22 protein-coding genes are annotated in these 22559 nt (G+C 68.9%); 7 read left to right on the forward strand and 15 right to left on the reverse strand.

The genetic code is table 11. The annotated features are described in order from the left end of the window. Positions 1-103: 103 nt before the first annotated feature. The 4 genes from KK141_RS03660 to KK141_RS03675 form a co-directional block, all read right to left on the reverse strand. Entirely contained in the window at positions 104-868 is a 765-nt protein-coding gene (locus KK141_RS03660; protein WP_214572797.1) for a hypothetical protein, read from the reverse strand. A gap of 40 nt (positions 869-908) precedes the next feature. Next, positions 909-1538, reverse strand: a complete 630-nt coding sequence (locus tag KK141_RS03665) for a thymidine kinase (protein WP_214572798.1) — start codon at positions 1536-1538, stop codon at positions 909-911. A 118-nt stretch (positions 1539-1656) separates the two neighbouring features. After that, positions 1657-3012, reverse strand: a complete 1356-nt coding sequence (locus tag KK141_RS03670; protein WP_214572799.1) for a S41 family peptidase — start codon at positions 3010-3012, stop codon at positions 1657-1659. A gap of 113 nt (positions 3013-3125) precedes the next feature. Continuing rightward, positions 3126-4313, reverse strand: a complete 1188-nt coding sequence (locus KK141_RS03675; RefSeq protein WP_214572800.1) for a peptidoglycan DD-metalloendopeptidase family protein — start codon at positions 4311-4313, stop codon at positions 3126-3128. Between the two features lie 95 nt (positions 4314-4408). Between KK141_RS03675 and KK141_RS03680 the strand changes: the two genes are divergently transcribed. Next, the gene (locus KK141_RS03680; protein WP_345777618.1) at positions 4409-6535 is read left to right on the forward strand and encodes a TonB-dependent receptor; all 2127 of its coding nucleotides are present in this window, start codon (positions 4409-4411) and stop codon (positions 6533-6535) included. A 90-nt stretch (positions 6536-6625) separates the two neighbouring features. On the opposite strand, the gene KK141_RS03685 is transcribed toward KK141_RS03680, so the two are convergent. The 5 genes from KK141_RS03685 to KK141_RS03705 form a co-directional block, all read right to left on the reverse strand. Further along, positions 6626-7078, reverse strand: coding sequence for a cupin domain-containing protein (locus KK141_RS03685; protein WP_214572801.1), 453 nt, complete (start codon positions 7076-7078; stop codon positions 6626-6628). Beyond that, the gene (gene tatC, locus KK141_RS03690) at positions 7075-7833 is read right to left on the reverse strand and encodes a twin-arginine translocase subunit TatC (protein WP_167253386.1); all 759 of its coding nucleotides are present in this window, start codon (positions 7831-7833) and stop codon (positions 7075-7077) included. Before tatC ends, KK141_RS03685 begins: the two co-directional genes overlap by 4 nt. Further along, positions 7820-8212 (reverse strand): Sec-independent protein translocase protein TatB, encoded by a 393-nt coding sequence (tatB, locus tag KK141_RS03695; RefSeq protein WP_214572802.1) that lies wholly within the window; start codon positions 8210-8212, stop codon positions 7820-7822. The genes tatC and tatB overlap by 14 nt, the downstream gene beginning before the upstream one ends. A 21-nt stretch (positions 8213-8233) precedes the next feature. Next, complete coding sequence (gene tatA, locus KK141_RS03700) at positions 8234-8473, reverse strand: Sec-independent protein translocase subunit TatA (RefSeq protein WP_214572803.1); 240 nt, start codon at positions 8471-8473, stop codon at positions 8234-8236. Between the two features lie 66 nt (positions 8474-8539). Further along, the gene (locus KK141_RS03705) at positions 8540-9226 is read right to left on the reverse strand and encodes a lipid-binding SYLF domain-containing protein (RefSeq protein ID WP_167253380.1); all 687 of its coding nucleotides are present in this window, start codon (positions 9224-9226) and stop codon (positions 8540-8542) included. Positions 9227-9336: 110 nt separating this feature from the next. Here KK141_RS03705 and hemH point away from each other — a divergent pair, with 110 nt between their 5' ends. The 4 genes from hemH (at position 9337) to KK141_RS03725 (ending at position 14024) form a co-directional block, all read left to right on the forward strand. Beyond that, complete coding sequence (hemH, locus tag KK141_RS03710; protein WP_214572804.1) at positions 9337-10383, forward strand: ferrochelatase; 1047 nt, start codon at positions 9337-9339, stop codon at positions 10381-10383. Continuing rightward, positions 10380-11228, forward strand: coding sequence for an alpha/beta hydrolase (locus KK141_RS03715; protein WP_214572805.1), 849 nt, complete (start codon positions 10380-10382; stop codon positions 11226-11228). Before hemH ends, KK141_RS03715 begins: the two co-directional genes overlap by 4 nt. 45 nt (positions 11229-11273) lie before the next feature. Next, on the forward strand, positions 11274-12080 hold the full coding sequence (locus KK141_RS03720; protein WP_214572806.1) for an AraC family transcriptional regulator: 807 nt from the start codon (positions 11274-11276) through the stop codon (positions 12078-12080). Between the two features lie 72 nt (positions 12081-12152). Next, the gene (locus KK141_RS03725; protein WP_214572807.1) at positions 12153-14024 is read left to right on the forward strand and encodes an aspartyl protease family protein; all 1872 of its coding nucleotides are present in this window, start codon (positions 12153-12155) and stop codon (positions 14022-14024) included. 40 nt (positions 14025-14064) lie between these two features. Here the strand turns inward: KK141_RS03725 and KK141_RS03730 are convergent, their stop codons facing one another. The 6 genes from KK141_RS03730 to KK141_RS03755 form a co-directional block, all read right to left on the reverse strand. After that, positions 14065-15081: an HlyD family secretion protein gene (locus tag KK141_RS03730; RefSeq protein ID WP_214572808.1), complete on the reverse strand. Its 1017-nt coding sequence runs from the start codon at positions 15079-15081 to the stop codon at positions 14065-14067. Between the two features lie 10 nt (positions 15082-15091). Further along, positions 15092-15307, reverse strand: a complete 216-nt coding sequence (locus tag KK141_RS03735) for a DUF1656 domain-containing protein (RefSeq protein WP_214572809.1) — start codon at positions 15305-15307, stop codon at positions 15092-15094. Then, entirely contained in the window at positions 15297-17435 is a 2139-nt protein-coding gene (locus tag KK141_RS03740) for an FUSC family protein (protein WP_214572810.1), read from the reverse strand. The genes KK141_RS03735 and KK141_RS03740 overlap by 11 nt, the downstream gene beginning before the upstream one ends. A 4-nt stretch (positions 17436-17439) precedes the next feature. Further along, a complete protein-coding gene (locus KK141_RS03745; RefSeq protein WP_214572811.1) occupies positions 17440-17934 on the reverse strand; it encodes a MarR family transcriptional regulator in 495 nt (164 codons plus the stop codon). 165 nt (positions 17935-18099) lie between these two features. Further along, positions 18100-18504 carry a DUF4156 domain-containing protein gene (locus KK141_RS03750; RefSeq protein ID WP_214572812.1) on the reverse strand — a complete coding sequence of 135 codons (405 nt, stop codon included), beginning with the start codon at positions 18502-18504 and terminating at the stop codon, positions 18100-18102. A gap of 131 nt (positions 18505-18635) precedes the next feature. Continuing rightward, positions 18636-21527 (reverse strand): pitrilysin family protein, encoded by a 2892-nt coding sequence (locus KK141_RS03755; RefSeq protein ID WP_214572813.1) that lies wholly within the window; start codon positions 21525-21527, stop codon positions 18636-18638. A 277-nt stretch (positions 21528-21804) separates the two neighbouring features. Between KK141_RS03755 and KK141_RS03760 the strand changes: the two genes are divergently transcribed. Together KK141_RS03760 and trmL are read left to right on the forward strand one after the other, a co-directional pair. Continuing rightward, a complete protein-coding gene (locus tag KK141_RS03760; protein ID WP_167253359.1) occupies positions 21805-22008 on the forward strand; it encodes a hypothetical protein in 204 nt (67 codons plus the stop codon). A gap of 51 nt (positions 22009-22059) precedes the next feature. Beyond that, a complete protein-coding gene (trmL, locus tag KK141_RS03765) occupies positions 22060-22524 on the forward strand; it encodes a tRNA (uridine(34)/cytosine(34)/5-carboxymethylaminomethyluridine(34)-2'-O)-methyltransferase TrmL (protein WP_214572814.1) in 465 nt (154 codons plus the stop codon). Positions 22525-22559 lie beyond the last annotated feature (35 nt).

The raw sequence follows: 22559 nt of genomic DNA on the forward strand, positions 1-22559 counted from the left end.
CGTAGGTTGGGGTGAGCACAGCGAACCCCAACATGGCGACCTTCAAACGCAGCGCATCGTTGGGGTTCGCTGCGCTCACCCCAACCTACCTCGGCGGCGAGGCTCAATGCGGCCAGCGGAACTCGACGTAGCTGTTGTAGAACGGCGCTTCCACCGCACTGCCGCCGAGCCTGGCCACGAAACCCCGCATGCCGTCGGCTTCCAGCGACTGCCCGTCGGCGAAGTGCGCACCGAGCGCCTGCATCTCCGCCAGCCGCTCGCACAGCATGCCGGCGCGGTCGCTGTCGCTCTCGGGCACCTGGCGCAGGCTCACGTCCGGACGGCCGAACTTGCGCATGCCGCGGGTGCGGATCCAGTAGCCGTCGCCGTTGTCTTCGTCGTCGCGCAGGATCAGCAGGTGGTTGCGGATCGGCGCGCCGTCGCGCACCAGGTAATGGCTGCGCCAGGCATCGGCGCCGAACAGCGTGACGATCTGCGGATCGAGCACGGCCACGCCGCCGATATCGAGCAGGCCCGCCACCACACCCAGGGTGTCGCGCAGATAACCCACGTCGCCCTGGTCCGGCAGGGTGCCGCGCAGGATCATCACCTGCGGCGCATCCACCGCGGCGCGGTAGGCGTCCGGCGCTTCTTCCTTGAACAAACGGCCGAGTTCGCCCTTGAGCGGATAGCCCTCCCACGAGCGCAGCGCCGAATGATGGTGGTTGCTCACCTCGATGCCGTGCGGCAGGCCGTCGCTGCCATAGGGCGCGGAAGGCACGCGCACGTTCTGGAAATTCCCGAACACGTAGTAGTGCAGGTAGATCTCCTCGCCGCCGGGATGCCAGTGGGGACGCTGCCAGGCGGGGATACGGATCGGTGCATTCATGGGGAATTCCTTGTGGTGGGCGGCCATGCCGCGCCGCGGGTCAGTGCTCGCCCAGCGGCAAAACCGGCTGCTGCAATTCGATGCGGCCGTGGCCTTCGGTGATCTTCTTGAATTCGGCGCGGCTGACCGAGACATAGCGGTCGTTGCCGCCGATCTCAACCTGCGGGCCTTCGGTGACGGCGCGGCCGTGTTCATCCACGCGCACCACCATGGTGGCCTTGCGGCCGGTATGGCAGATGGTCTTGATCTCTTCCAGGTTGTCGGCCCAGGCCAGCAGATAGCGGCTGCCTTCGAACAGTTCGCCGCGGAAATCGGTGCGCAGGCCGAACGCGAGCACCGGAATATTGAGTTTGTCCACCACGTCGCTGGCCTGCCACACCTGCGCCTTGGCGAGGAACTGCGCCTCGTCGATGAACACGCAATGCAGCGGCCCGCGCGCGGCGATATCGGCCTCCACCAGCGCCAGCAGGTTTTCGTCGGGGCGGAAGCGCCGCGCGTTGGCCTTCAGGCCGATGCGCGAGGCCACCACGCCTTCGCCGTAGCGGTTGTCCAGCGCCGGCGTGAGGATGACCGTGCGCATGCCGCGCTCGTGGTAGTTGTAGGCGCTCTGCAGCAAGGTGGTGGTCTTACCGGCGTTCATTGCCGAATAGTAGAAGTAGAGCTTGGCCATGATCGCGCCGGGGCAATAGAAGGCCCGCATGGTAACGCGTGCCCACTGGAGGTTGGCGTAATCAAGCAGAAAGCGCCGCAAGCGGCGCTTTCTTTCACGCTGCGGCCACCCCGGAGCCTTACTGCTTGGCCGTCTGCACAGCCTTGCCGCGGTTCAGCGACAGGCCCTTCAGCACGTTCAGCGCCTGCGACAGCGCATAGTCCTTGGTGGCCAGCTCGGCGTTCTCGGCGCTGCCGTCGTTGTCGATCGCCTTGCGGTCCTTGCTGCCGTCCTCGTTCGCGAGATGGTTGCGCAGGTCCGCTTCCGAACCGATCAGGCTGGCCGCGCTGTCGGCCTTGTTCACGGCCAGGTCCGCCAGGGCGATGTCCGGCTTGATGCCTTCGGCCTGGATCGAGGTGCCGCTGGGCGTGTAGTAGCGCGCGGTGGTGATCTTCACCGCGTGCTCGGCATCCAGCGGCAGCACGGTCTGCACCACGCCCTTGCCGAAGGTGCGCCGGCCGATGATCAGGGCGCGGTGGTTGTCCTTCAGCGCGCCGGAGACGATCTCCGCCGCCGAAGCCGTGCCGTTGTCCACCAGCACCACCATCGGCGCGCCGTTGAGCAGGTCGCCCGGATGCGCGCTGAAACTCAGGTTGGCGTCCTGCAGGCGGCCGCGCGTGGTGACGATGGTGCCGCTGTCGAGGAAGGCGTCGCTCACGCCCACGGCAGCGGTGAGCAGGCCGCCGGGATTGGAACGCAGGTCCAGCACCACGCCGCGCTGCGCGCCGTTCTTCTTGACCAGTTCGCCGAGCTTCTTTTCCAGGTCCGCGGTGGTGTCGTCCTGGAACTGGCTGAGCCGCACGTAGGCATAGCCCGGCTCCAGCTCGCGCACCTTCACGCTGGTGACCGAGATGCGCTCGCGCACCAGGCTCATGTCCACCGGCTTGTCGCTCTTCTCGTGCAGGATGCTCAGCACGATCTTGCTGCCCGGATCGCCGCGCAGCTTCTTGAACATGTCGTCGATGTTTTCCGAGTCGACCGGCGTGCCGTCGATCTTGACGATGGTGTCGCCCGGCTTGATGCCGGCGCGCGAGGCGGGCGTGTCGTCGATCGGCGCGACGATACGCAGGGTGCCGTCCACCTGCAGCACTTCGATGCCCAAGCCGCCGTACTGGCCGGTGGTGTCCTCGCTCAGTTCCGCCAGGCCGTCCTTGTCCAGGTATTCGCTGTGCGGATCGAGGCCGGTGAGCATGCCGCTGATCGCGGCCTTCATCAGGGTCTTGTTGTCGACCTTCTCGACATAGGCCTGCCGCACCATCTCGTAGACGCGGCTGAAGTTGCGGATGTCGTCCATGTCCACCGCGTCCGGCGCGGCGGCGGAAGCGGCCTTGGCCGGCTCGGCCGCCGGCTTGGCGCCCTTCGCGGGCAGGGCCTGCAGCGGCAGCGCGGGGGCCGCCAACAGCAGCGCGACAAGGGTCAGGGAGGAAAACCGCATGAACTTGCTCCGGGGAAGCTTGGGGGTGCACCGCGGACGGCGACAGGCCGCTTGGACCGCAGGGGGACACCGGAATTCAACGCAGGCTAGCCTGCTGCGGCGTACGCCCGGCGTCAACGCTGGCGTGACAACCAGCTGCGCGGGTCGACCGGTTTGTTGTTCTGGCGCAGTTCGAAATACACGCCGGTATTGACGCCGGTGGGCGCCGCCGCGGTGCCCACCGCCTGGCCGGCGTCGACTTCGTCGCCCACGCCGTGCAGCAAGGTCTCGTTGTTGCCGTACATGCTCAGCCAGCCGCCGCCGTGGTTGAGGATCAGCAGCATGCCGTAGCCGCGCAGGAAGGCCGCGTAGACCACCCGGCCGCGCGCCACCGCGCGCACTTCGCTGCCGCCGCCGGCCTTGATCAGCACGCCGTTGCCATAGGTGTTGACCACGCCGTTGGCCGGCCACGGCAGGTTGCCGCGGATATTGGCGCTGCCCTTGCCCGGCGACACGCTGGGCGCGGCCGGGTTGGCCCGGGCCGCCTTGGCCGCCTCGCGCGCGGCGTCGTCGATGGCCTTCTGCAGCTTGTCGACCAGGCTGTTGAGCGACTGCGCATTCTGTTTGAGCTGGGCCAGGCGCTCGCCCTGGTCCTTGTACTGGGCGTCGGTCTGGGCAGCCAGCTTCGCCTGCTCGGCGCGCTGCTGCTCCAGCGTCCTGGCCTGCTCCTGGCGCTGCGCCTTGGTGGCCTGCAGGGCCTGCTGTTCGGTGGCGATGCGCGCTTCCAGGTCCTGCAGCCGGGCCAGGTCGCCCATCAGCTTCTGCACTTTCTGGACGCGGTCTTCCTGGAAGTACTTCGAATAGGCCAGCGCGCGCGCCACCCGCGCCACGTCGTCGTCGCCCAGCAGCAGGCGCAGGTCGGAGCCGCGGCCCAGGGTGTAGGTGGCGCGTAGCAGATCGGCAATCGCGGCGCGCTGGCCGTCCAGGTTCTTCTGCAGGGCGGCGCGGTCCTGCTGCAGTTTTTCCAGCTCGCGCTGCTTGGAAGAGAGCTCCGCGTCGGTCTGGCGCACCGCCTTGGCGGCGCCGGCCACGGCGTTGGCGCGCTTGGCCAGTTCGGCATTGGCGGAGTCGCGCTTGCCCGCGGTCTCGGCCTGCTCCCTGGCCAGTTCCTCCATCTTGCTGCGCACTTCGGCCAGCTTTTTCTGCGCCTCGGCCTGTTCGGCCTTGGTCTTTTCCTGCGCGTGCGCGGGAACGCCGGCGAGCGCCGCGAACGACAGGGCGATGGCGCCGATCAGGCGGACGGAGCAGCGGGCATATGGCATCGCGCGATTATGCGGGGGCGGGCTGAACGTGGCGAGAGGCGGACCGCCGCCACTGATCGGTCACCGCGCATCCCCTACCATCGCGGGCTGGTCTCTTGGATGTCATCGATGGGATGGGAGCGGCGATGCGCGGCAGCGGCAAGTCGATAGTCACGGGCGCCCTGCTGCTGTGCCTGGCCTGCGTGGCACAGGCGGACGACACCACCGAGCTGCCGCCGGTGCGGGTCAATGCCACGCGGCTGGATATTCCGCCGCTGGACCTGCCCGCCTCGCTCAGCGTGGTGGCGGTGGCGCCGGGCGACAGCGGCAAGCCGGGCGTGAATCTTTCCGAGGCCTTGATCGGCGTGCCCGGCGTGCTGGCGCGCGACCGCCAGAACTACGCGCAGGACGAACAGATCTCGCTGCGCGGCTACGGCGCGCGCTCCACCTTCGGCGTGCGCGGCGTGCGGCTGTATGCGGACGGCATTCCGGCGAGCATGCCGGACGGCCAGGGCCAGGTCTCGCATTTCAGCCTGGATGCGGCCGAGCGGGTGGAAGTGCTGCGCGGGCCGTTCTCGGCGCTGTACGGCAATGCGTCCGGCGGCGTGGTGCAGCTGTGGAGCGCCGAAGGCAGCGACCCGCCGGTGACGCGCGTGGGCCTGTTCGGCGGCAGCAACGGCACGGCGCGGGTGGGCGTGTCGACGCGCGGCAAGGAGGGCGGCTTCGACTACAACCTCGCGCTGTCGCATTTCCAGACGGACGGCTATCGCGAGCACAGCCGCGCAAAGCGGGAATCCGGCAATGCGCGGCTCGGTTTCGATCTTGGGAATCGCGGGCATCTGACCGTGGTGCTCAACACCGTGGCCCTGCCGCAGGCGCAGGATCCGCTGGGGCTGACCCGCGCGCAGGCCCTGGCCGATCCGCGCCAGGCGATCGCCGCCGCCGATCAGTTCGACACGCGCAAAAGCGTGCACCAGACGCAGGGCGGCGCGATCTACGAGCTGTCGCCCGATGCCGATACGCAATGGCGCCTGATGGCCTACTACGGCGAGCGCGGCGTGCAGCAGATGCTTTCCGTACCGGTGGCGGCGCAGCGCAATCCGCTCAGTGCCGGCGGCGTGGTAGATCTGGACACCCGCTACGGCGGCCTGGATGCGCGCTGGACGCGCCGCATGGAACTTGCCGGCCGCCCGCTGGAAGCCGTGCTCGGCCTGTCCTGGGACGACCAGCAGCAGCGCCGCCGCGGCTACGAGAATTTCGCCGGCAGCGTGCTCGGCGTCAGCGGCCGGCTGCGCCGCGACGAGGACGACCGGGTGTGGAATCTGGATCCATACGCGCAGCTCTACTGGCGCTTCGCCGAGTCATGGTCGCTGCTGGCCGGCGTGCGCCACAGCGAGGTGCGCTTTCGCGCGACCGATCACTACATCGCGCCCGGCAATCCGGACGACAGCGGCGGCGTGAGCTACGGCGCGACCACGCCGGTGCTCGGCCTGCAGTACCGCCCCGGCGAACGGCTGCGCTTCTACGCCAGCTACGGCGAAGGCTTCGAGACGCCGACCTTCGCCGAACTGGGCTACCGCGCCGACGGCGGCGCCGGCCTGGCCTTCGACCTGCAGCCGGCGCGCAGCCGCCAGGGCGAGCTGGGCATGAAATGGCAGGCCGCGGCGGACTGGCAGCTGGAAGCGGCGCTGTTCCGCGCCGACACGCGCCACGAGCTGGCGGTGGCCAGCAACAGCGGCGGGCGTTCCAGCTATCGCACGATCGGGCGCAGCCGGCGGCAGGGCGCGGAGCTTTCGCTGCATGGCGAGCTCGGCGACGGCTGGCGGATGGTGCTGGGCGCGACGCATCTGCAGGCGCGTTTCCGCGATGCGTTCCTGAGCGGTACGCCGGCGGTGCGTATTCCCGCCGGCACGCGTATTCCCGGTGTTCCCGACGATTACGGCTCGCTGCGCATCGAACGCGGCGGCGCCCTCGGGTGGCGCATGGGTGTGGAGTGGCAGGGCGTGGGCGCGGTGACGGTCGACGACCGCGGCAGCGAACGCGCGCCGGGTTATGTGCTGACCGGCGCCGATATCGGCTACGGCCTGGCCTTGGGCACGGCGAAGCTGCACCTGAGCGCGCGCGTGGACAACCTGTTCGACCGCCGCGTGATCGGTTCGGTGATCGTCAACGAGAGCAACGGCCGCTATTACGAACCATCGCCCGGGCGCACCGCGATGCTGGGTGCGCAGCTGGAGTTCTGATCGTAGGTTGGGGTGAGCCGCAGGCGAACCCCAACGTCGCCACCTTCAGGCGCGTTGCATCGTTGGGGTTCGCCTATGGCTCACCCCAACCTACGCCAGCTGTTGCCGCAACGTGCTGGCGAACGGCTCGTCGGTAAGCAGGCGAAAACCGCCGAACTCGAACGCGGGCGCCACCGTGCAGGTCACCAGGGTGTAGGCACCCAGCGGACGCGACGCCTGCCAGGCATGCGCCGGCACCACGCACACCGGCATCGCGCCCTGCGCCAGGGGCCCCAGCCGGTAGCGCTCCAGCCGGCGCTCGGCCGGGTGGTAGATCAGCAGCTCCAGCGGATCGCCTTCCACGTAGTGCCAGGCTTCCTCGGCGTCGATCGCATGCCAGGCGCCGACCTGGCCGGCGGCGATCAGGTAATGGATGGCGCTGAGCGCCGGCCGCTCGCCATGCGGCGCGATGGCGGTGTGGAAGCGGCGGTAATGGCCGCCTTCGATATGCGGCTCCAGGCGCAGCTCGGCGATCAGTTCCGCCGCGCGCCCGGACCCGCTCACGGCGTCGCCGCCGCCGGCTTCACCAGCCAGCGCACGGCCAGCAGGCCGACCTCGTAGAGGAAGCACATCGGCACCGCCAGCATGATCATCGAGGTGATGTCCGGCGGCGTGATGAAGGCGGCGATGGTGAAGGCGCCGACGATGGCGTAGCGGCGGCCATCGCGCAGCTGCTGCAGGTTCACCACGCCGATCGCGGCCAGGATCACCACCGCCACCGGCACCTCGAAGCACAGGCCGAAGGCGAAGAACATCAGCATCACGAAGTCGAGGTAGTGGGTGATGTCGGTCATCATCTCCACCCCTTCCGGCGTCACCGCGGTAAGAAAGCGGAACGCCGCCGGCAGCACCAGGAAATAGGCGAACGCGCAGCCGGTGTAGAACAGCACCAGCGCCGCCGCCAGCAGCGGACGCGCCAGGCGCTTCTCGTGCTTGTACAGGCCGGGGCTGACGAAGGCCCACAGCTGGTACAGGATCATCGGCATGCTGATGAACAGCGCCGCATAGAAGGCCAGCTTCAGCGGCGTGACGAAGGGACTGGCCACTTCGGTGGCGATCAGGTGCGCGCCCTGCGGCAAACGCGCCACCAGCGGCGCGGCCAGTTCCGCGTACAGGCGGTTGGCGATCGGGATCAGCGCCAGCAGCACCAGGGCGATGGTGACGATCGCGCGCATCAGGCGCGAGCGCAGCTCGATCAGGTGGGAGAACAGGCCTTCTTCGACTGCGTCGGGTTCTTGTTCTTGCTCAGGCGCCGCCATGCGGGGAGTCCTTCGGATCCTTGGGTGGCGTCTCGGAGCCGATGGCCGGCTCCTCCTTCACAGGCGCGGTTTCGCCGGAAGCCGGCGCGATGGTGGCGGGCCCGACCGTTTCGGCGCCGGCGTCGCGCACCTTGCGCAGCGTAGCGTCCAGCTCGGACTGCGCCGCCTGGGCGCGGTCCGCCGCCTCGCGCGCCTGGCGCTTGATTTCTTCCAGCTGCAGCTCGCGCTCCACCTCGGCCCGCACGCTGTCCCAGCCCAGGCGCACGCGGCGCAGCAGGGCGCCCGCGGTGCGCGCGGCGTGGGGCAGTTTTTCCGGGCCGAGCACGATCAGCGCGACGAGCGCCAGCAGCACCAGCTTGCCGAAGCTGATCTCGATCATGCCTTGAGGATCCGCCGGGGCTTACTTGGTTTCGCTGTGGTCGTGCTGCGACTGGTTCTGGCCGCTCGCCGGGGGCGGGTCGGCCTGCAGGCGCTCGTCCTTGGGCTTGCTGTTGCCGGCGGCGCCTTCTTCGCCGCCGTCCAGGCCCTTCTTGAAGTCGCGCACGGCGCCGCCGAGGTCCGAGCCGATATTGCGCAGTTTCTTGGTGCCGAAGATCAGCACTACGACGACCAGCAGGATAAGGAGATGGGTCATGCTCATGGGGATGGCCTCAAGTCGGAAGAAGACCGGAAAACGATCGCACGCGGGTACGCCGGCCTTTCCGAATCATCGCTGAGTGTACTCCTCCAGGCGGTCGCGGAAATCGACGACCTGGGAGGGAACATTGCTGACGCCGCCTTCGAAGATGCGGCGCGGCGTGATGCCCTTGCCGTAGATGGCTTCGTTGGCGTCGTAGTCGATGCGCAGGGCGGAGCCATCCAGGGCCACGCCGGCGAACAGGCCGCGCGAGCGCGAGTAGGAGTAGATCTCGGCCTTGAACTGCGAATCGGTGGAAGCCGTGGCCGTGCGGCCGACCGGGCCGGCCGCGGCCGCGGCGTCGGCGCCCAGGGTGAACTTGCCGTTGACGATGGAATCCACGCCGCGCTGGGTGCGGAAAACCAGGATCACATCGGTGGACGAGACGCCGGCCTGGAAGCCGACGCTGCCGCCGGTGAGCGAGATGAAGCTGGGGTTGGACCAGGTGCCGTCTGGGCTCTTCACCGAGATCAGGCCCTCGCCGCGGCGGCCGCCGAAGATAAAGCCGGCCTTGACCATGTCCGGGATCACCGCGATCGCGTGGGCTTCCTTCAGCAGATCGACCGGGATCGATTTGTCCGGCGCCTCCATGATCTCCTTCAGCACGCGCACCGAGTTCTCGGCGCGCACCAGCGGCGGATCCTCGGCATGGACGGCCATGGCCGGCAGCAGGACCAGGGCGGCGAGCAGCAGGCGGCGCAGCGATGCTTTGAACATGGGTGACTCCTGTTACGGGGTTTCCTTAAGTAGCGCCCGCGACGGTGGGTCACAGGGGGCGCCGCTTGGCTTGTGGCAGACTTCGGGGCCGCATTCGCCACCTCGCCACCATGCCTCTCAGCCACTATACCGGCCTGACCGGGCTTTCCGATGACCTGCCGGTTAAGGCCGGATTGCTGCTGGTCAACCTGGGCACGCCCGCAGCGCCGACCGCGCGCGCATTGCGTCCTTATCTGGCCGAGTTCCTCGGCGATCCGCGCGTGATCGAGTACCCGCGCTGGCTGTGGTGGCTGATCCTGCACGGGGTGATCCTGCGCATCCGCCCGCCGCGCTCGGCGCATGCCTACCAGCGCGTGTGGACGCCGCAGGGTTCGCCGCTGCGGGTGGGCAGCGAGGCGCTGGCCGCCGCGCTGCAGGAAACCCTGTCGCGGCGCATGCCCGGTCCGGTCAAGGTGGCCCTGGCCATGCGCTACGGCCAGCCCTCGGTGGCCGCGCAGATCGAGCAGCTGATGCGCGAAGGCGTGCGCCGGCTGCTGGTGCTGCCGCTGTATCCGCAGTACTCGGGCACCTCCACCGGCTCGGTGCTGGACGCGGTGGCGGACAGCTTCAAGACGCTGCGCTGGCCGCCGGAGCTGCGCGTGGTCAACGACTATCACGACGACCCCGGCCATATCGAAGCGCTGGCGCGCAGCATCGAAGACGGGTGGCGCGAACACGGGCGCGGCGACCGGCTGCTGCTGTCCTTCCACGGCATTCCGCAGCGCTACACGGAAGCCGGCGATCCGTATTTCCTGCAATGCCAGCGCACCGCGGCGCTGCTGCGCGCGCGCCTGGGCCTGGAGCCGGCGCAGCTGATCGTCAGCTTCCAGTCGCGCGTGGGCCGCGAGCCGTGGCTGCAGCCGTATACCGACGCCACTGTGCGCGAACTGGCGGCGCAGGGCGTGAAGCGGCTGGACGTGGCCTGCCCCGGCTTCGCGGTCGACTGCCTGGAGACGCTGGAGGAGATCGCGATGCAGAACCGCGATTTCTTCCTCGAAGCCGGCGGCCAGGAGCTGCGCTATATCCCCGCGCTGAACCACAGCCAGCATCAGGTGGACAGCCTGGCCGAACTGGCCTTGCGCCATATGCAGGGCTGGCCGGAACGCGGCGGCGCATGAGCGGCCCCGCCGAGCGCGCGATCGAACTGCCGGCGCTGGCGCTGCGCGCGCTGGTCTGGGGCGACGACCATCGGCCGCCGCTGCTGGCCCTGCATGGCTGGCTGGACAACGCCGGCAGCTATGCACGCCTCGCGCCGCTGCTGGCGCAACATCGCCAGGTCATTGCGCTGGAACTGCCGGGCCATGGTCACTCCGATCATCTGCCGCCGGGCCTGCACTACCACTTCGTCGACTACGTGCGTGCCGTGCTGGCCGCGGCCGATGCACTGGGCCTGGAGCGCTTCGACCTGCTCGGCCATTCGCTCGGCGCCGGCATCGCCGCGCTGTCGGCGGCCGCGGCGCCGTCGCGCATCCATCGCCTGCTGCTGATCGAAGGGCTGGGGCCGCTGGGCGACGACGGCACGCACACCTTGCAGCGTTTCCGCGACGGCATCGCCACCGCGCCGAACGGCAAGGGGCTGCGCGTATTCCGCGATATCGACCAGGCGGTGGCCGCACGCGCCATCGCCGGCGGCCTGCGCGCGGAACTGGCGCGGCCGATCGTCGAGCGCGGCCTGGCCGAAGTGGCGGACGGCTGGTGCTGGCGCAGCGATCCGCGGCTTACCCGCACCTCGCCCTTGCGCCTCGCCGAAACGCAGGTGCATGCCCTGCTGCACGGCATCGCCGCGCCCACCGCGCTGCTGCTGGCCGAACCGGCCACCTCGTACCTGCCCAGCGGCCCGATGATGCAGCGCGCGGCCCGCGTCGCCGGCATCGCGGTCAGCCACATGCAGGGCGGCCATCACCTGCATCTGGAACACCCGCAGGCCGTCGCCGCCTGGGCGTCGGCCCATCTCGCCCCCTGACCAACGGCACGCGGCGCGGCGCCGCGGCTCCGTACACTGCAAGCCATGCAGCACCTAGGGCGCGCCAACTTCGGATCCCCGCAGCACCGCCAGTCGTTCGGCGGGATGCTGGTCACCGCCACTACGTATGCGGGCGAAGGCGTGTTGCCGCTGCACGAGCATGACGAGGCCTATCTGTGCCTGGTCGCCGACGGCGCCTATACGCAGCAGGCGTCCGGCGCGGATACCGACTGCTCGCCCGGCCTGCTGCTGGCGCATCCGCAGGGCCATCGCCACGCCAACCGTTTTTCGCCGCGCGGCGCGCGCTGCCTCAGCATCTTTCCGGCGCAGGAACTGGCCGACAGCGGCGGCCTGCAGCGGCTGCTCGGCGATTACCGGGCGCTGCGCCTGCCCGACGCCGCACGCCTGCTGGCACGCATCGAGCGCGAGCTGGCGGCCGACGACGATGCCGCGCCGCTGGCGCTGCAATCGGCGGTGTTCGAACTGGTCGCCCTGGCCTGCCGCAACGAGCGCGAGGACAAGCGCCCCGCCTGGTTGGCCAAGGTGCTGCAGCGCCTGCACGACGATCCACTGGCCGAGTTGTCGCTGCCGGAACTGGGCCGGCTGGCCGGCGTGCATCCGGCGCATCTGGCGCGGCGCTTCCAGCAGGCGCAGGGCATGTCGGTGGGCGACTACCGGCGCACGCTGCGCATCCGCCAGGCCTGCCGCGAGCTGGCGGGCAGCGCGCGGCCGATCGCCGAAATCGCCGCTGGCGCCGGCTTTGCCGACCAGAGCCATTTCGCCCGCGTGTTCAAGCGCGTCACCGGCCAGACGCCGCGTGACTACCGGCATAAAACGCAACACGCGTCCTGATACCTCAGGTTCGTCCTAGTCGGCGCGCGACCCGCCCGGCAGCATGCGTTCCGTACGCCACGGAGACGAACCATGCTCAAACCATCCCTGCCCCGCCTGCTGATCCTCGCCGGCCTGCTGCTGCCCGCGCTCGCCTGCGCCGACGATGCCGATACCCTGCTGCGCCAGCTGCGCGAGGCGCATGGCGCCGAGGCCTGGCGCCGCCACGGTGCCCTCGTCGCGGAAGGCCGCGAGGAAGCCGACGGCCTCGCCGGTGCATGGAAGCTGACGGTGGACCTGCGCAGCGGCCACTACGCCGAGCACGCACGCAATCCGCTGTTCGCCCGCGCCGACGGCAGGGACGGACAGGGTCGCTGGCATCAGGACATCACCGGCCTGAGCCACGACTACGACTCGGCCGAAGCCCTGGTGGTCGCGGCGAACGAGGACTGGCTGCGCCGCTTCGGCTTCCTCGCCGCCGACAACGGCACGCGCTACCGCCGCCTGCCGGATGCCGCGGCGAACGGCCATCGCTATCAGCGCCTGGAAGCCACGCCGAAAGATGGCCGCGCCATCACGCTGTGGATCGATCCGTCCACCCATCGCCTGGATCACGCGAGCTGGGCCAGCTCGTTCCTGCTGGCCAGCGAGGCCTATGCCGACTATCGCGAAGTCGACGGCGTGCCGTTGCCATTCCGCATCACGGCCAGTGCGTCCACTGTCGCTGGCGGCGAGGACGGCAGCAGCGTCGATATCGTGCAGAACTACCAGTGGCTCGACCGCGCACCCGCCGATGCGCTGGCCCGTCCCGACAACACCGTGCGCGACGTGAGCATGGCCGGCGGCGCGCGCCGCACTACGGTGCCGATGCAGCTTTCCGGTGGCGCGCTGCTGGTCGAGGCGAGCATCGACGGCAAAGGGCCGCTGCCTTTCATTCTCGATACCGGCGGCCACGCCATCCTTACCGCGGATGCGGCGAAGAAGCTCGGCATCGCTACCCAAGGCGCCGGCGTCAGCACCGGCTCCGGTCCCGGCTCGATGTCCACGGCTTACGCGCGGGTGGGGCATTTGGGCATGGGGGATGCGGATATCCGCGATCTCACCTTCCTGGTGATGCCGTATCCGCACGAGTTCAACGAACGCGGCGAAGGCCGCGAGCCGATCGCCGGCATCCTTGGCCTGGAGATCTTCGAGCGTTTCGCCGTCACCTTCGACTACGACAAGCAACAGCTGGTACTGCAGGCCTACGACCGCGGCGAGGCACCGGCAGCGGAGCATGGCGAGCGGGTGCCGCTGAAGTTCACCGACGATATGCCGCTGGTCCATGCCAGCCTCGATGGCAAGACCGGCGTGTTCGGCATCGACACCGGCAACAGCGGCATGGTCCTGCTGTTTCCGCAATGGGCGCAGCGCAACGGCATCGTCACGCACTACGAGCATGGCGCGCCGGCGCCGACCGGCGGTGTCGGAGGCCTGTTCACGGCGCACTTCGCGCATGCGCAGTCGCTGCAGCTCGGCGGCCAGCGCATGGACAACGTGGTGGCGATGCTGACCCGCGCCGATGCGGGCGCCACCGGCAATCCCACCGAGGCAGGCAATATCGGGCAGGACATCCTGTCGCGCTTCAACGTGCACTTCGATTACCGGCGCGGCGAGATGGTGCTGCTGCCGCGCAAGCCTGCCGTCACGCGGCAGTACGCGATGGCCGGCTTCCGCGCCGGCAAGCCGGCGGAGCAGCCGGACCGCTACAAGGTGAGCTGGGTGCTGGCCGGCAGTCCCGCCGCCGAGGCCGGACTGAAGGCGGGCGACTTCATCGTCGCGGTGAACGGTAAAGCAGCGAAGTCGATCGGGCTGGGCGAGCTGCGCGATGCCGTCATGAATCTGCCGGAAGGCACGCCGCTGAAGCTCACGCTGGATGGCGGCAAGGTGCTGGACATGCGCTTGCGCGACGTGGCGCCGCGCTGATAACGAAGCGGGCCGGGGTTGCCCCGGCCCGCTGTTTCGATCAGTTGACCGGCTTGCGTTCATCCGCGCGCGGCTGCACCTCGATCGTCGCGGTCATGCCCGCGGCGATCAGCACGTCCGGCGGCAGGTGTTCGGTGTCGATGGCGATGCGCACCGGCACGCGCTGGGCCAGGCGCACCCAGTTGAAGGTGGGGTTCACGTCGGCCAGCAGGTCGCTGCCGGTGGGGTTGTCGCGGTCGGTGATGCCGCGCGCGATGCCGGTGATCTGGCCGTCCAGGCGCGCGCCGCCGGCCATCAGGCGGATGCGCACCGGATCGCCCACGCGCAGGTGCGGCAGCTTGGTTTCCTCGAAATAGCCGTAGATGTAATAGCTGTGGCTGTCGATCAGGGCCAGCCGCGGCGAGCCGGTGGAGGCGTAGTCGCCCACGCGGATATCCAGGTTGGTGACATAGCCGTCGACCGGTGCGCGCACGTCGGTGCGTTCCAGATCGAGCTTGGCGCGGTCCAGCGCTACTTGTGCCTGTTCCACCGCGGCCTCGGCCTGCTGGCGCGAGGCGCTGGCCTGGTTGCCGCTGGCCTGGGCCTGCTGCCAGGTGGCGCGCGCGGCGTTGGCGGAGGACTGCGCATCGGCGCGCACTTCCTGCGAGACCACGTCGCCCAGGCGCTGGCGGCGCTGCGCCTGCGAGGAAGCCATCTCGTAGTCGGCCTTGCGCGCGGCGGCGCTGGCCAGGGCCGCGTTGATATTGGCGCCGGCGGCGCGCGCGCTGGCTTCGGCCGCGGCGAGATTGGCCTGGGCCTGGGCCACGGCGTATTCGAAGCGCGGCTTGTCGATCGAGAACAGCAGCTCGCCCTTCTTCACCTGCTGGTTGTCGATCACGGCGACGCGGGTGACCAAGCCGGAGACGTCCGGCGCGATGCGCACCACTTCGGCTCGCACGCGGCCATCGCGCGTCCACGGCGAGTACATGTAGTGGCGCCACAGCGCATGGCCGAGCAGCGCGGCGATGACGACGACGGCGGCGGTAAGAGCGAAACGGAGCAGCGAGGTGATTTTCATGGTTGCGGGCTCAGGGAAACAGCAGCAGTCCGGCGGTGCCGAACATGCACACGAAAAGGGCCAGCCGGAACAGCGGCGGATGCCAGACGAAGCGATAGAGGCCGAAGCGGCCGACCACGGTGTCGACTACCCACAGCGCCAGCAGGCAGCCGATAAAGACCACCAGCAGGCCGGGCACCAGGGCGTCGGCGAGCGCGACTTCATTGGGGATCCATCTATGCAGCATGGGGAGTCTCCGCGGCCTTGTTCGCCTCGATATAGGGCGCCATGGCCGATTCGTCGTCGCGCAGCGCGCTGCGCAACAGGTAGAGGTGGGTGAGCGCGGCCTGGCAGGTCGACGGCGACTGCGCCAGGTGGGCGTTGGTGATGGCGATGGCGTGGGTCACGCTCTGGTCCGCCTGGCGCCAGCGCTCGGCGCCGGGCTGCGCGTAGAGCGCGCCGAGCGCGTGCACGGCGTCCTGCACCGGACCCACCACCGAATGCGGCATGCCGCTGCGCGCCACGTCCTGGCGCAGCTCGATCACCGCGCGGCCGCATTCGTGCACCGACAGCGCCCAGGCCAGCAGGCTGCGCGACTCGTCGGTGTCGGGGCGCGTGTAAGTGACCACCTGCTGGACGATGTCGCGGTTGATGCTCTCGAAGCTGTACAGCAGCCCCGGCAGCGGCGCATTCGCCGCCAGCACCACCTGGTGGCGCAGTTGCACCAGCTGGCGGCGGCGCTGCCACAGCGATCCGGTCACCGCCGGCACGAAGATGAAGAACACCGCCGTCATGGCCATGCCGACGACCTGGGCAATGGCGTCATTAAGAAAGCGCGTGGGGTCGTACACCATCGGGTTCTTCAGCGCGAGGATGTACACATAGCCCAGCGTGTAGCCCGCACCCACGCCCGGCAGCGTGTGGTTGCGCGTGGTGAGGTAGGGGCCGATCAGCAGGAACGGCAGCGTGGCGATGATCAGCATGGCGAAGCCATCGCCGCCGGGCAGCCCGTAGAAGGTCACCAGATAGCCGCCGACCATGCCGCTGACATAGCCGGCCAGCGTGTTGGTCACCGCGATCATCGGATACGCCGATGCCGCGAACAGGCCGCTGAAAATGGTGGCCAGCAGCATGGCGCTGGAGCCGTAGGTCCAGCCGCTGCTCAGCCAGAACACGCTGAGCACCGCCATGGTGAGGAAGGTGCGCAGCACGCTCACCGCGGCGCCGAGCACGTCGTTGCCGCGGCGGAAGTGCACGATCTCCACCGTGCCCTTGAGATTGCCTTCGCGCAGCGAGGCTTCCAGCGCGGTGAAGTCGCGCATCTCGCTGCAGAAGCGGCGCAGCAGGCCGGTGCCGGTGTCGAATTCCAGCCAGGCGTCGGCCGGCAGCTCCGCGCGCAGGCGCGCGGCCAGCGGCGGCAGCACGTCTTCGCAGGCCTTCAAGCGCGGGGCGAGCACGGCGGGGTCCTGCTGCTGCGCGGGGTCGGGCGAGAGCGCGTCGCCGATCGGCGCGTACAGCGCGATCAGCGCGGCGGCGACGTTGTCGCGGCCGGCGCGCTGCAGGCGGTTGATCAGGTGATGCGCCGACTGGAAGCTGGTGGATGCGGCCATGTAGCGCTGATTGAGCAGGCGCATGCGGCTGCTGCGGGCGCGCGCTTCGGGGTCTTCGAAGATCACCGAGGCGCGCAGGTCTTCCAGCTGCACCGCGGCGCGCACGAAGCGCAGATGCGCCTTCTCCATCTCGCGGCGCGGGATGGCGCCACCGGTGCTGCCGCGCGCGAAGTCGATGAAGTGCGCGAAATGCTCGCGCGCACTGCGGCGCAGCAGGGGGCGCAGGCGCTCGGGCAGGATCACGTCGCTGACCACGCCGGAAACGATGATGCCGAGCATCACTTCGCTCACGCGCATCACCGCGGAGTCGAACACGTTGAGCGGATTGCTCACCGCCGGCAAGGTGACGATGGCCGCGGTATAGCCGGCCAGCACGAAACCGTAGGCGGCGAAGTTGCGGTACAGCGTGGCGCCGCCGGCGCACATGGCGACCCACAGCGACAGGCACAGCAGGAACAGTTCGCGCTGCTGCGGGAACAGGCTCATCAGCACCAGGCCGAACAGGCTGCCGGCGAAGGTGCCCAGCGCGCGGTAGAAGCTCTTGGCCAGCACCATGCCGCTCTGCGGATGCATGACGATGGCCACCGTGATCATCGCCGTGGCCGGCTGCTCCAGCTGGAACAGCATGGCCAGCCAGCAGGTGGCGTACATGGCCAGCAGGGTCTTGGCCACGAACACCCACGACACCTGCTCCTCGGCGAGGAAGGCGGGCAGCCAGGCCCAACGCGATGCGGCGGCCGCGGGAGTGGAGTCGGCGGGAGCCATGGCCTCAGGCCGGGTCCACGTGGTCGAGGAATTTCTTCAGCAGCCGCTCCAGCTGCGCGGATTCGCGCGGCTGCAGCCCGCCGGCCTGCCGCTCGAGCAGGTCGCAGATGCCGGGCAGAAAGCTCTCGATCATCGTCAGCCCCTTCGCCGTGAGCGTAAGCGTGACCTTGCGGCGATCCTCGTCGCTGGCGGTGCGTTCGATCAGGCCCTTGTCGCACAGCTCGTTGGTCAGCCGCGTGATGTTGGCGGACTTCTCCCCCGCCGCGTCCGCCAGCTGCGAGGGATTGAGCGTATAGCCCTCGGTGCCGTACAGCATCATCAGGAGGTTGTATTCCGGATGGTTGATGCCGTACGGCTTGAGCAGGGCGTTGGCGTCGTCGTGCACGCGCTTGTAGATGTGCTTGACCAGGCGCACCAGCACGGCCGGGTCGCGCGGGAATTCGGGGTAGCGGCGGCAGGTGATGGCCAGGCGCTGCTCGGTGGGGGCGAAGCTGCTCATGCGCGGATCTCGGCGGGGATCGATCAGTTAGTACATTTATGTACAACTTATTTGTGAATATTATGCTTGTGCGATAACCGGCGCAACCGGCTTTTTCCAGGGCACAAAAAAAGCGCCCCACGATGGGGGCGCTTTTCTCGTATTTCCAACGGCTTGCGGAGTGGCTCAACCCTTGATCGGGAAGGTCTCCGTATTGCCGCCGGCGGACTGCGCCGGCGCCGGGACCGCACCGGGGCGGCCGGCGGACGGGCGGTTGGCGCCGCACTGGTAGGCGCCCCAGGGCTGCGAACCCTCGGAGGGCTCGGCCAGCGGCTTGACGGTGTCGGCGTGCATCTTGGCCGCCTCGTTGCGCGCCATCACTTCCAGCTCGTCGCGCACCTTGATGTCGTTGCGGTTGATCGGCCCCACGCGGTTCATCACCGACACGGTGACCTTGCCCAGCTCATGGCAGGAGGACGTGTCGCCGCTCCATACCGTGCGGACGTTCTTGGCGGCATCGTCCAGGGTGATGCCCCAGGTGCAGGCACCGAGCAGCAGGGCCACGGGAACGAGCAGCAGGGTCTTGCGCATGGGTGACTCCATGGGTGTCCAGAAAGAAGGGCCGGGCAGTCCCCTGCCCGGCCCCCATCGTAACGTGCTGCGATGACGGCAGCCCACGCCCGGCTGAACGGCAGAAGGCAGCGCGCCTCCCGCCGCCAGCCTTACTTGCCGGCCTTGGCCTTCGGCGCCGCCTTGGCCGCCACCGGCTTGCCGTCGGCGTCGATCACGTGCACCTCGCCCAGGTTCAGCGCGCGCACCGGCTGCTCGATCTTGCTGAGGTCGCCGACGATCACCCAGGTCAGCGCCTGCGGATGGACGATCTCGCCGATCGCCTTCTGCGCGCTGGCCTGGTTCACCGCCTCGGTGTGCTGCTTGAGCGTCTGCACGTAGTCGTCCGGACGGCCGTACTGCACGATCTCGCTGAGCGCGCCGAGCACCGACGCGGTGGTCTCGAAGCTGCCCGGCAGGCCGCGCACGTTGGACGACTTGATCTTGTCCACTTCCTGCGCGGTGAGCGGCTTGGCGCCGACCACGGCCACGGCTTCCTTCTCCACTTCGCGCGCGGACTCGGCGGTCTTGTCGGTCTGCACCGGCGCATACATCAGGAACGGCCGCTGGCCGAGCGCATCGCGCAGGAAGCTGAAGGCGCCGTAGGCCCAGCGCTTGTCCTCGCGCAGGTTCATGTTGAGGCGCGAGGTGAAGCTGCCGCCGAAGGCGCCGTTGGCCACGTCGATGTCGATGTCGTTCGGCGCCTTGCTGGACGGCGCCAGCAGGCCGGCGAGAATCAGCGACTGCGGCGCATCCGGCCGGTCGATCAGGAACACGCGCGGCTTGGCCTGGGCGGCGACCTTGGCGATGTTCTTCTTCGGCCGTGCGCTGTCCGGCGCCTTCCAATCGTCGAACACCGCGTCGAGCTGCGGAATGATCTGTTCCAGCGTGGTGTCGCCGGCGACCAGGATCTTGACGTTGTCCGGCCGCAGCCAGTTGCGCTGGAAGCCGGCCAGGTCGTCCGCCGTGAGCGACTTGATCGCCGCCTCGGTGCCGGTGCCGGTGAACGGGATGCCATACGCATGGCCCTGCCCGTACAGCAGCGGCGGCAGCGTGCGCAGCGCGAGGCCCGTCGGCTGGGTCTTCTCCTGCGCGATGCCGGCCAGCCACTGCCCGCGCACGCGCTCGATGTCCTCGGCCTTGAAGGCCGGGTTGCGCACGATGTCGGCGAACAGTTCCAGCGACGGCTTCAGCTGATCGTTGAGCGCATTGAGCGAGGCGGTGCAGGTGTCGAGGCCGCAACCGATGCTGGTGATCGCACCCAGGCGCTGCTTGCGCTTGGACACTTCCACCGAGTCCAGCGACTTGGTGCTCTCGTTCATCAGCGTGGTGGCGAAGCTGGCGGTGCCGAGCTTGTGGCCCTGGTCGGCCGCATAGCCGGCGTCGAACTGCAGATGGATCTGCGTGACCGGCACGGTGTGGCGCTGCGCCAGCACCACTTCGATGCCGTTCTTCAGCTTGCCGCGCTCCAGCTTGGGGAAGCTCAGGTCCGGGAACTGGTTGACCTGCGGCACGCCCTTGGCGCGATCGACTTCGTTCTTGCCCACGCTGTACTGCTGCGCGGCCGGCAGCTTGGCGTCGGGGCGGCCCTGCGCATCCGGCAACGCCACGACCTTGGCGTCTTCCTTGCCCGGATCGAAACCGTCGCCGGCCGGCAGCACCGTGAGCAGGTAATCGCCCTTGGTCAGCCACTTGGCCGAAGCGGATTTCACGCTGGCGATAGTGGCGCCGTCGATGCGCTCCAGGTCCTTCTTGTAGGCGCCCGGATCGCCGCGATAGACCTGGCCCTCGGCCAGGATCACGGCCTTGCCGCCGAAGCCGCCGACCTTCTCCAGGCCACGCACGAAGGAGGCGCGGTTGCCGACCTTGGCGCGATCCAGTTCGTCCTGGGTCGGGCCGTCGGCGAGGAATTTCTTCAGCTCGTCAGCCACCGCCGCTTCGACCTTGGCCGGATCCACGCCTTCGCGCACGTCGGCCTGGATCTGGAACTGGCTGGCCAGGGCGAACGGCGAGACGCTGGCGGAGATGTCGTCGACGAGTTTGTCCTGGTAGACCAGGCGCTGGTACAGGCGCGAGGTCTTGCCGCCGCCGAGCACGGTGGAAGCCAGGTCCAGCGAGACCATGTCGTCGGTGCCCAGCTGCGGCACCACCCAGGTGCGGTAGATGCGCGGCTGCGATACGTGGTCGTGCTGCACGCCGCGGCTGGACTTGGCCAGCGGCGTGATCCACGGCTGCTGGCGCGGCACCGGCGGGCCGGCGGGGATGTCGCCGAAGTACTTGGTGAGCTTTTCCCTGGCCTGCGCCGGCGTGATGTCGCCGGCCAGCACGATCACCGTGTTGGCGGCGCCGTAGTAGTCATGGAACCACTGCTTCACGTCGGCCAGCGAAGCGTCATCGAGGTCCTTCATGGAGCCGATGGTGTCGTGCTGGTACGGGTGGTTGGCCGGGTAGGTGTTGGACAGGATGTTCTGGTCCACGCGGCCGTAGGGGCGGTTCTCGCCCTGGCGCTTCTCGTTCTGCACCACGCCGCGCTGGGTGTCGAGCTCCTTCTGGCCGATCGCGCCGAGCAGGTGGCCCATGCGGTCCGATTCCATCCACAGCGCCATGTCCAGCGCGGTGGTCGGCACCGTCTCGAAGTAATTGGTGCGGTCGAACCAGGTGGTGCCGTTCATGTCGGTGGCGCCGGCCAGCTCGAACGGGGCGAAGTAGGTGCCCTTGTGGTTCTCCGAGCCCGAGAACATCAGGTGCTCGAACAGATGCGCAAAGCCGGTCTTGCCCTTGGGTTCGTCGCCGGAACCGACGTGGTACCAGATGCTCACCGCCACCACCGGCGCCTTGTGGTCCTCGTGCACCACCACGGTCAGCCCGTTGGGCAGGTTGAAGCGGGTATAGGCGATCTCGGGGACGGTCTGCGTGGCCGGGGCGGCCAGGGATGGCGAGGGCGCTGTCATGGCGACTCCGGCGGACAGAAGCCCGGCAATAAGCAGGGCAAGGGGCTTGCGCATGGATGAACCTCCTGTTTCACAGAACCTCCGAGGCTAGTCATGCATGGGGGGAACCGCAAATGACCTTCGGCCGATTGACCCGAAAGGACGGCCGATCGGACACCTCGGGCGTCCGGACAGTGTCCGCTGGCGTGCGCACAGTGTCCGCGGACAGCGGAATAGATCCGGCCGCGCATCCTAAGTTCCGCCAAATCAAGACCTTGTGATCTGGCCGGGCTTGGCACGGCGCTTGCCATTCCAAGGGCGTAGGACCCCAAAGCTCTGTCGGAGACACCCCATGAAATTCGAAGCCCTGATGTTGCGCGGTCTGTTCGCCGGCTGCCTGCTGGTGTGCGCGCTGCTGCTGGTGGCGATGGTCAATGCCTCGCCGGACGCGATCCGCCTGGCGGCCAGCGGCAGCGCCGGCCAGCTCGCCCCGGCCGCCCATGCGCAGTGCCTGCTGCCGGCCGATGGCGTGGTCTGTCCCCGTCTGGGCGGTTGAACGCCGGACGGGGCGCTGTTCCGGCGGGCGCCCCGCACAGATAATGGCCGGATGCTGCACGTCATCCTGTTCAATCCCGAAATCCCGCCGAACACCGGCAACGTCATCCGCCTCTGCGCCAACACCGGCGCCTCGCTGCACCTGATCCGGCCGCTGGGTTTCGAACTCGACGATGCGCGCCTGCGCCGCGCCGGCCTGGACTACCACGAGTACGCCAGCCTCGCGGTACACGACGACCTGGACACCTGCCTCGCCGCCCTGGCGCATCCGCGCGTGTTCGCCTTCTCCACCCGCGGCCGCGTCGCCCATGTGGATGCGCGCTACGCGCCCGGCGACGCCTTCCTGTTCGGCTGCGAAACCGCCGGCCTGCCCGGCGACGTGCTGGATGCGATTCCCGAGGACTGCCGCCTGCGCCTGCCGATGCGTCCACAGAGCCGCAGCCTGAATCTCTCCAACACCGTCGCCGTCGCCGTGTACGAGGCATGGCGCCAGCTGGGCTTCGACGGCGCGGGCTGATGCCGCAGGGCGAGTCCGCGCGCCCTGCCGCTACA

This window comes from Dyella sp. LX-66 (assembly GCF_018599165.1).
Lineage (GTDB): Bacteria > Pseudomonadota > Gammaproteobacteria > Xanthomonadales > Rhodanobacteraceae > Dyella_D > Dyella_D marensis.

Excerpts from the sequence above, each read along its gene's own strand:
- KK141_RS03660 (WP_214572797.1), bottom strand. The coding sequence starts at position 868 with ATGAATGCACCGATCCGTATCCCCGCCTGGCAGCGTCCCCACTGGCAT.
- KK141_RS03665 (WP_214572798.1), bottom strand. The coding sequence starts at position 1,538 with ATGGCCAAGCTCTACTTCTACTATTCGGCAATGAACGCCGGTAAGACC.
- KK141_RS03670 (WP_214572799.1), bottom strand. The coding sequence starts at position 3,012 with ATGCGGTTTTCCTCCCTGACCCTTGTCGCGCTGCTGTTGGCGGCCCCC.
- KK141_RS03675 (WP_214572800.1), bottom strand. The coding sequence starts at position 4,313 with ATGCCATATGCCCGCTGCTCCGTCCGCCTGATCGGCGCCATCGCCCTG.
- tatC (WP_167253386.1), bottom strand. The coding sequence starts at position 7,833 with ATGGCGGCGCCTGAGCAAGAACAAGAACCCGACGCAGTCGAAGAAGGC.
- tatB (WP_214572802.1), bottom strand. The coding sequence starts at position 8,212 with ATGATCGAGATCAGCTTCGGCAAGCTGGTGCTGCTGGCGCTCGTCGCG.
- tatA (WP_214572803.1), bottom strand. The coding sequence starts at position 8,473 with ATGAGCATGACCCATCTCCTTATCCTGCTGGTCGTCGTAGTGCTGATC.
- KK141_RS03705 (WP_167253380.1), bottom strand. The coding sequence starts at position 9,226 with ATGTTCAAAGCATCGCTGCGCCGCCTGCTGCTCGCCGCCCTGGTCCTG.
- hemH (WP_214572804.1), top strand. The coding sequence starts at position 9,337 with ATGCCTCTCAGCCACTATACCGGCCTGACCGGGCTTTCCGATGACCTG.
- KK141_RS03715 (WP_214572805.1), top strand. The coding sequence starts at position 10,380 with ATGAGCGGCCCCGCCGAGCGCGCGATCGAACTGCCGGCGCTGGCGCTG.
- KK141_RS03720 (WP_214572806.1), top strand. The coding sequence starts at position 11,274 with ATGCAGCACCTAGGGCGCGCCAACTTCGGATCCCCGCAGCACCGCCAG.
- KK141_RS03725 (WP_214572807.1), top strand. The coding sequence starts at position 12,153 with ATGCTCAAACCATCCCTGCCCCGCCTGCTGATCCTCGCCGGCCTGCTG.
- KK141_RS03730 (WP_214572808.1), bottom strand. The coding sequence starts at position 15,081 with ATGAAAATCACCTCGCTGCTCCGTTTCGCTCTTACCGCCGCCGTCGTC.
- KK141_RS03735 (WP_214572809.1), bottom strand. The coding sequence starts at position 15,307 with ATGCTGCATAGATGGATCCCCAATGAAGTCGCGCTCGCCGACGCCCTG.
- KK141_RS03740 (WP_214572810.1), bottom strand. The coding sequence starts at position 17,435 with ATGGCTCCCGCCGACTCCACTCCCGCGGCCGCCGCATCGCGTTGGGCC.
- KK141_RS03745 (WP_214572811.1), bottom strand. The coding sequence starts at position 17,934 with ATGAGCAGCTTCGCCCCCACCGAGCAGCGCCTGGCCATCACCTGCCGC.
- KK141_RS03750 (WP_214572812.1), bottom strand. The coding sequence starts at position 18,504 with ATGCGCAAGACCCTGCTGCTCGTTCCCGTGGCCCTGCTGCTCGGTGCC.
- KK141_RS03755 (WP_214572813.1), bottom strand. The coding sequence starts at position 21,527 with ATGCGCAAGCCCCTTGCCCTGCTTATTGCCGGGCTTCTGTCCGCCGGA.
- KK141_RS03760 (WP_167253359.1), top strand. The coding sequence starts at position 21,805 with ATGAAATTCGAAGCCCTGATGTTGCGCGGTCTGTTCGCCGGCTGCCTG.
- trmL (WP_214572814.1), top strand. The coding sequence starts at position 22,060 with ATGCTGCACGTCATCCTGTTCAATCCCGAAATCCCGCCGAACACCGGC.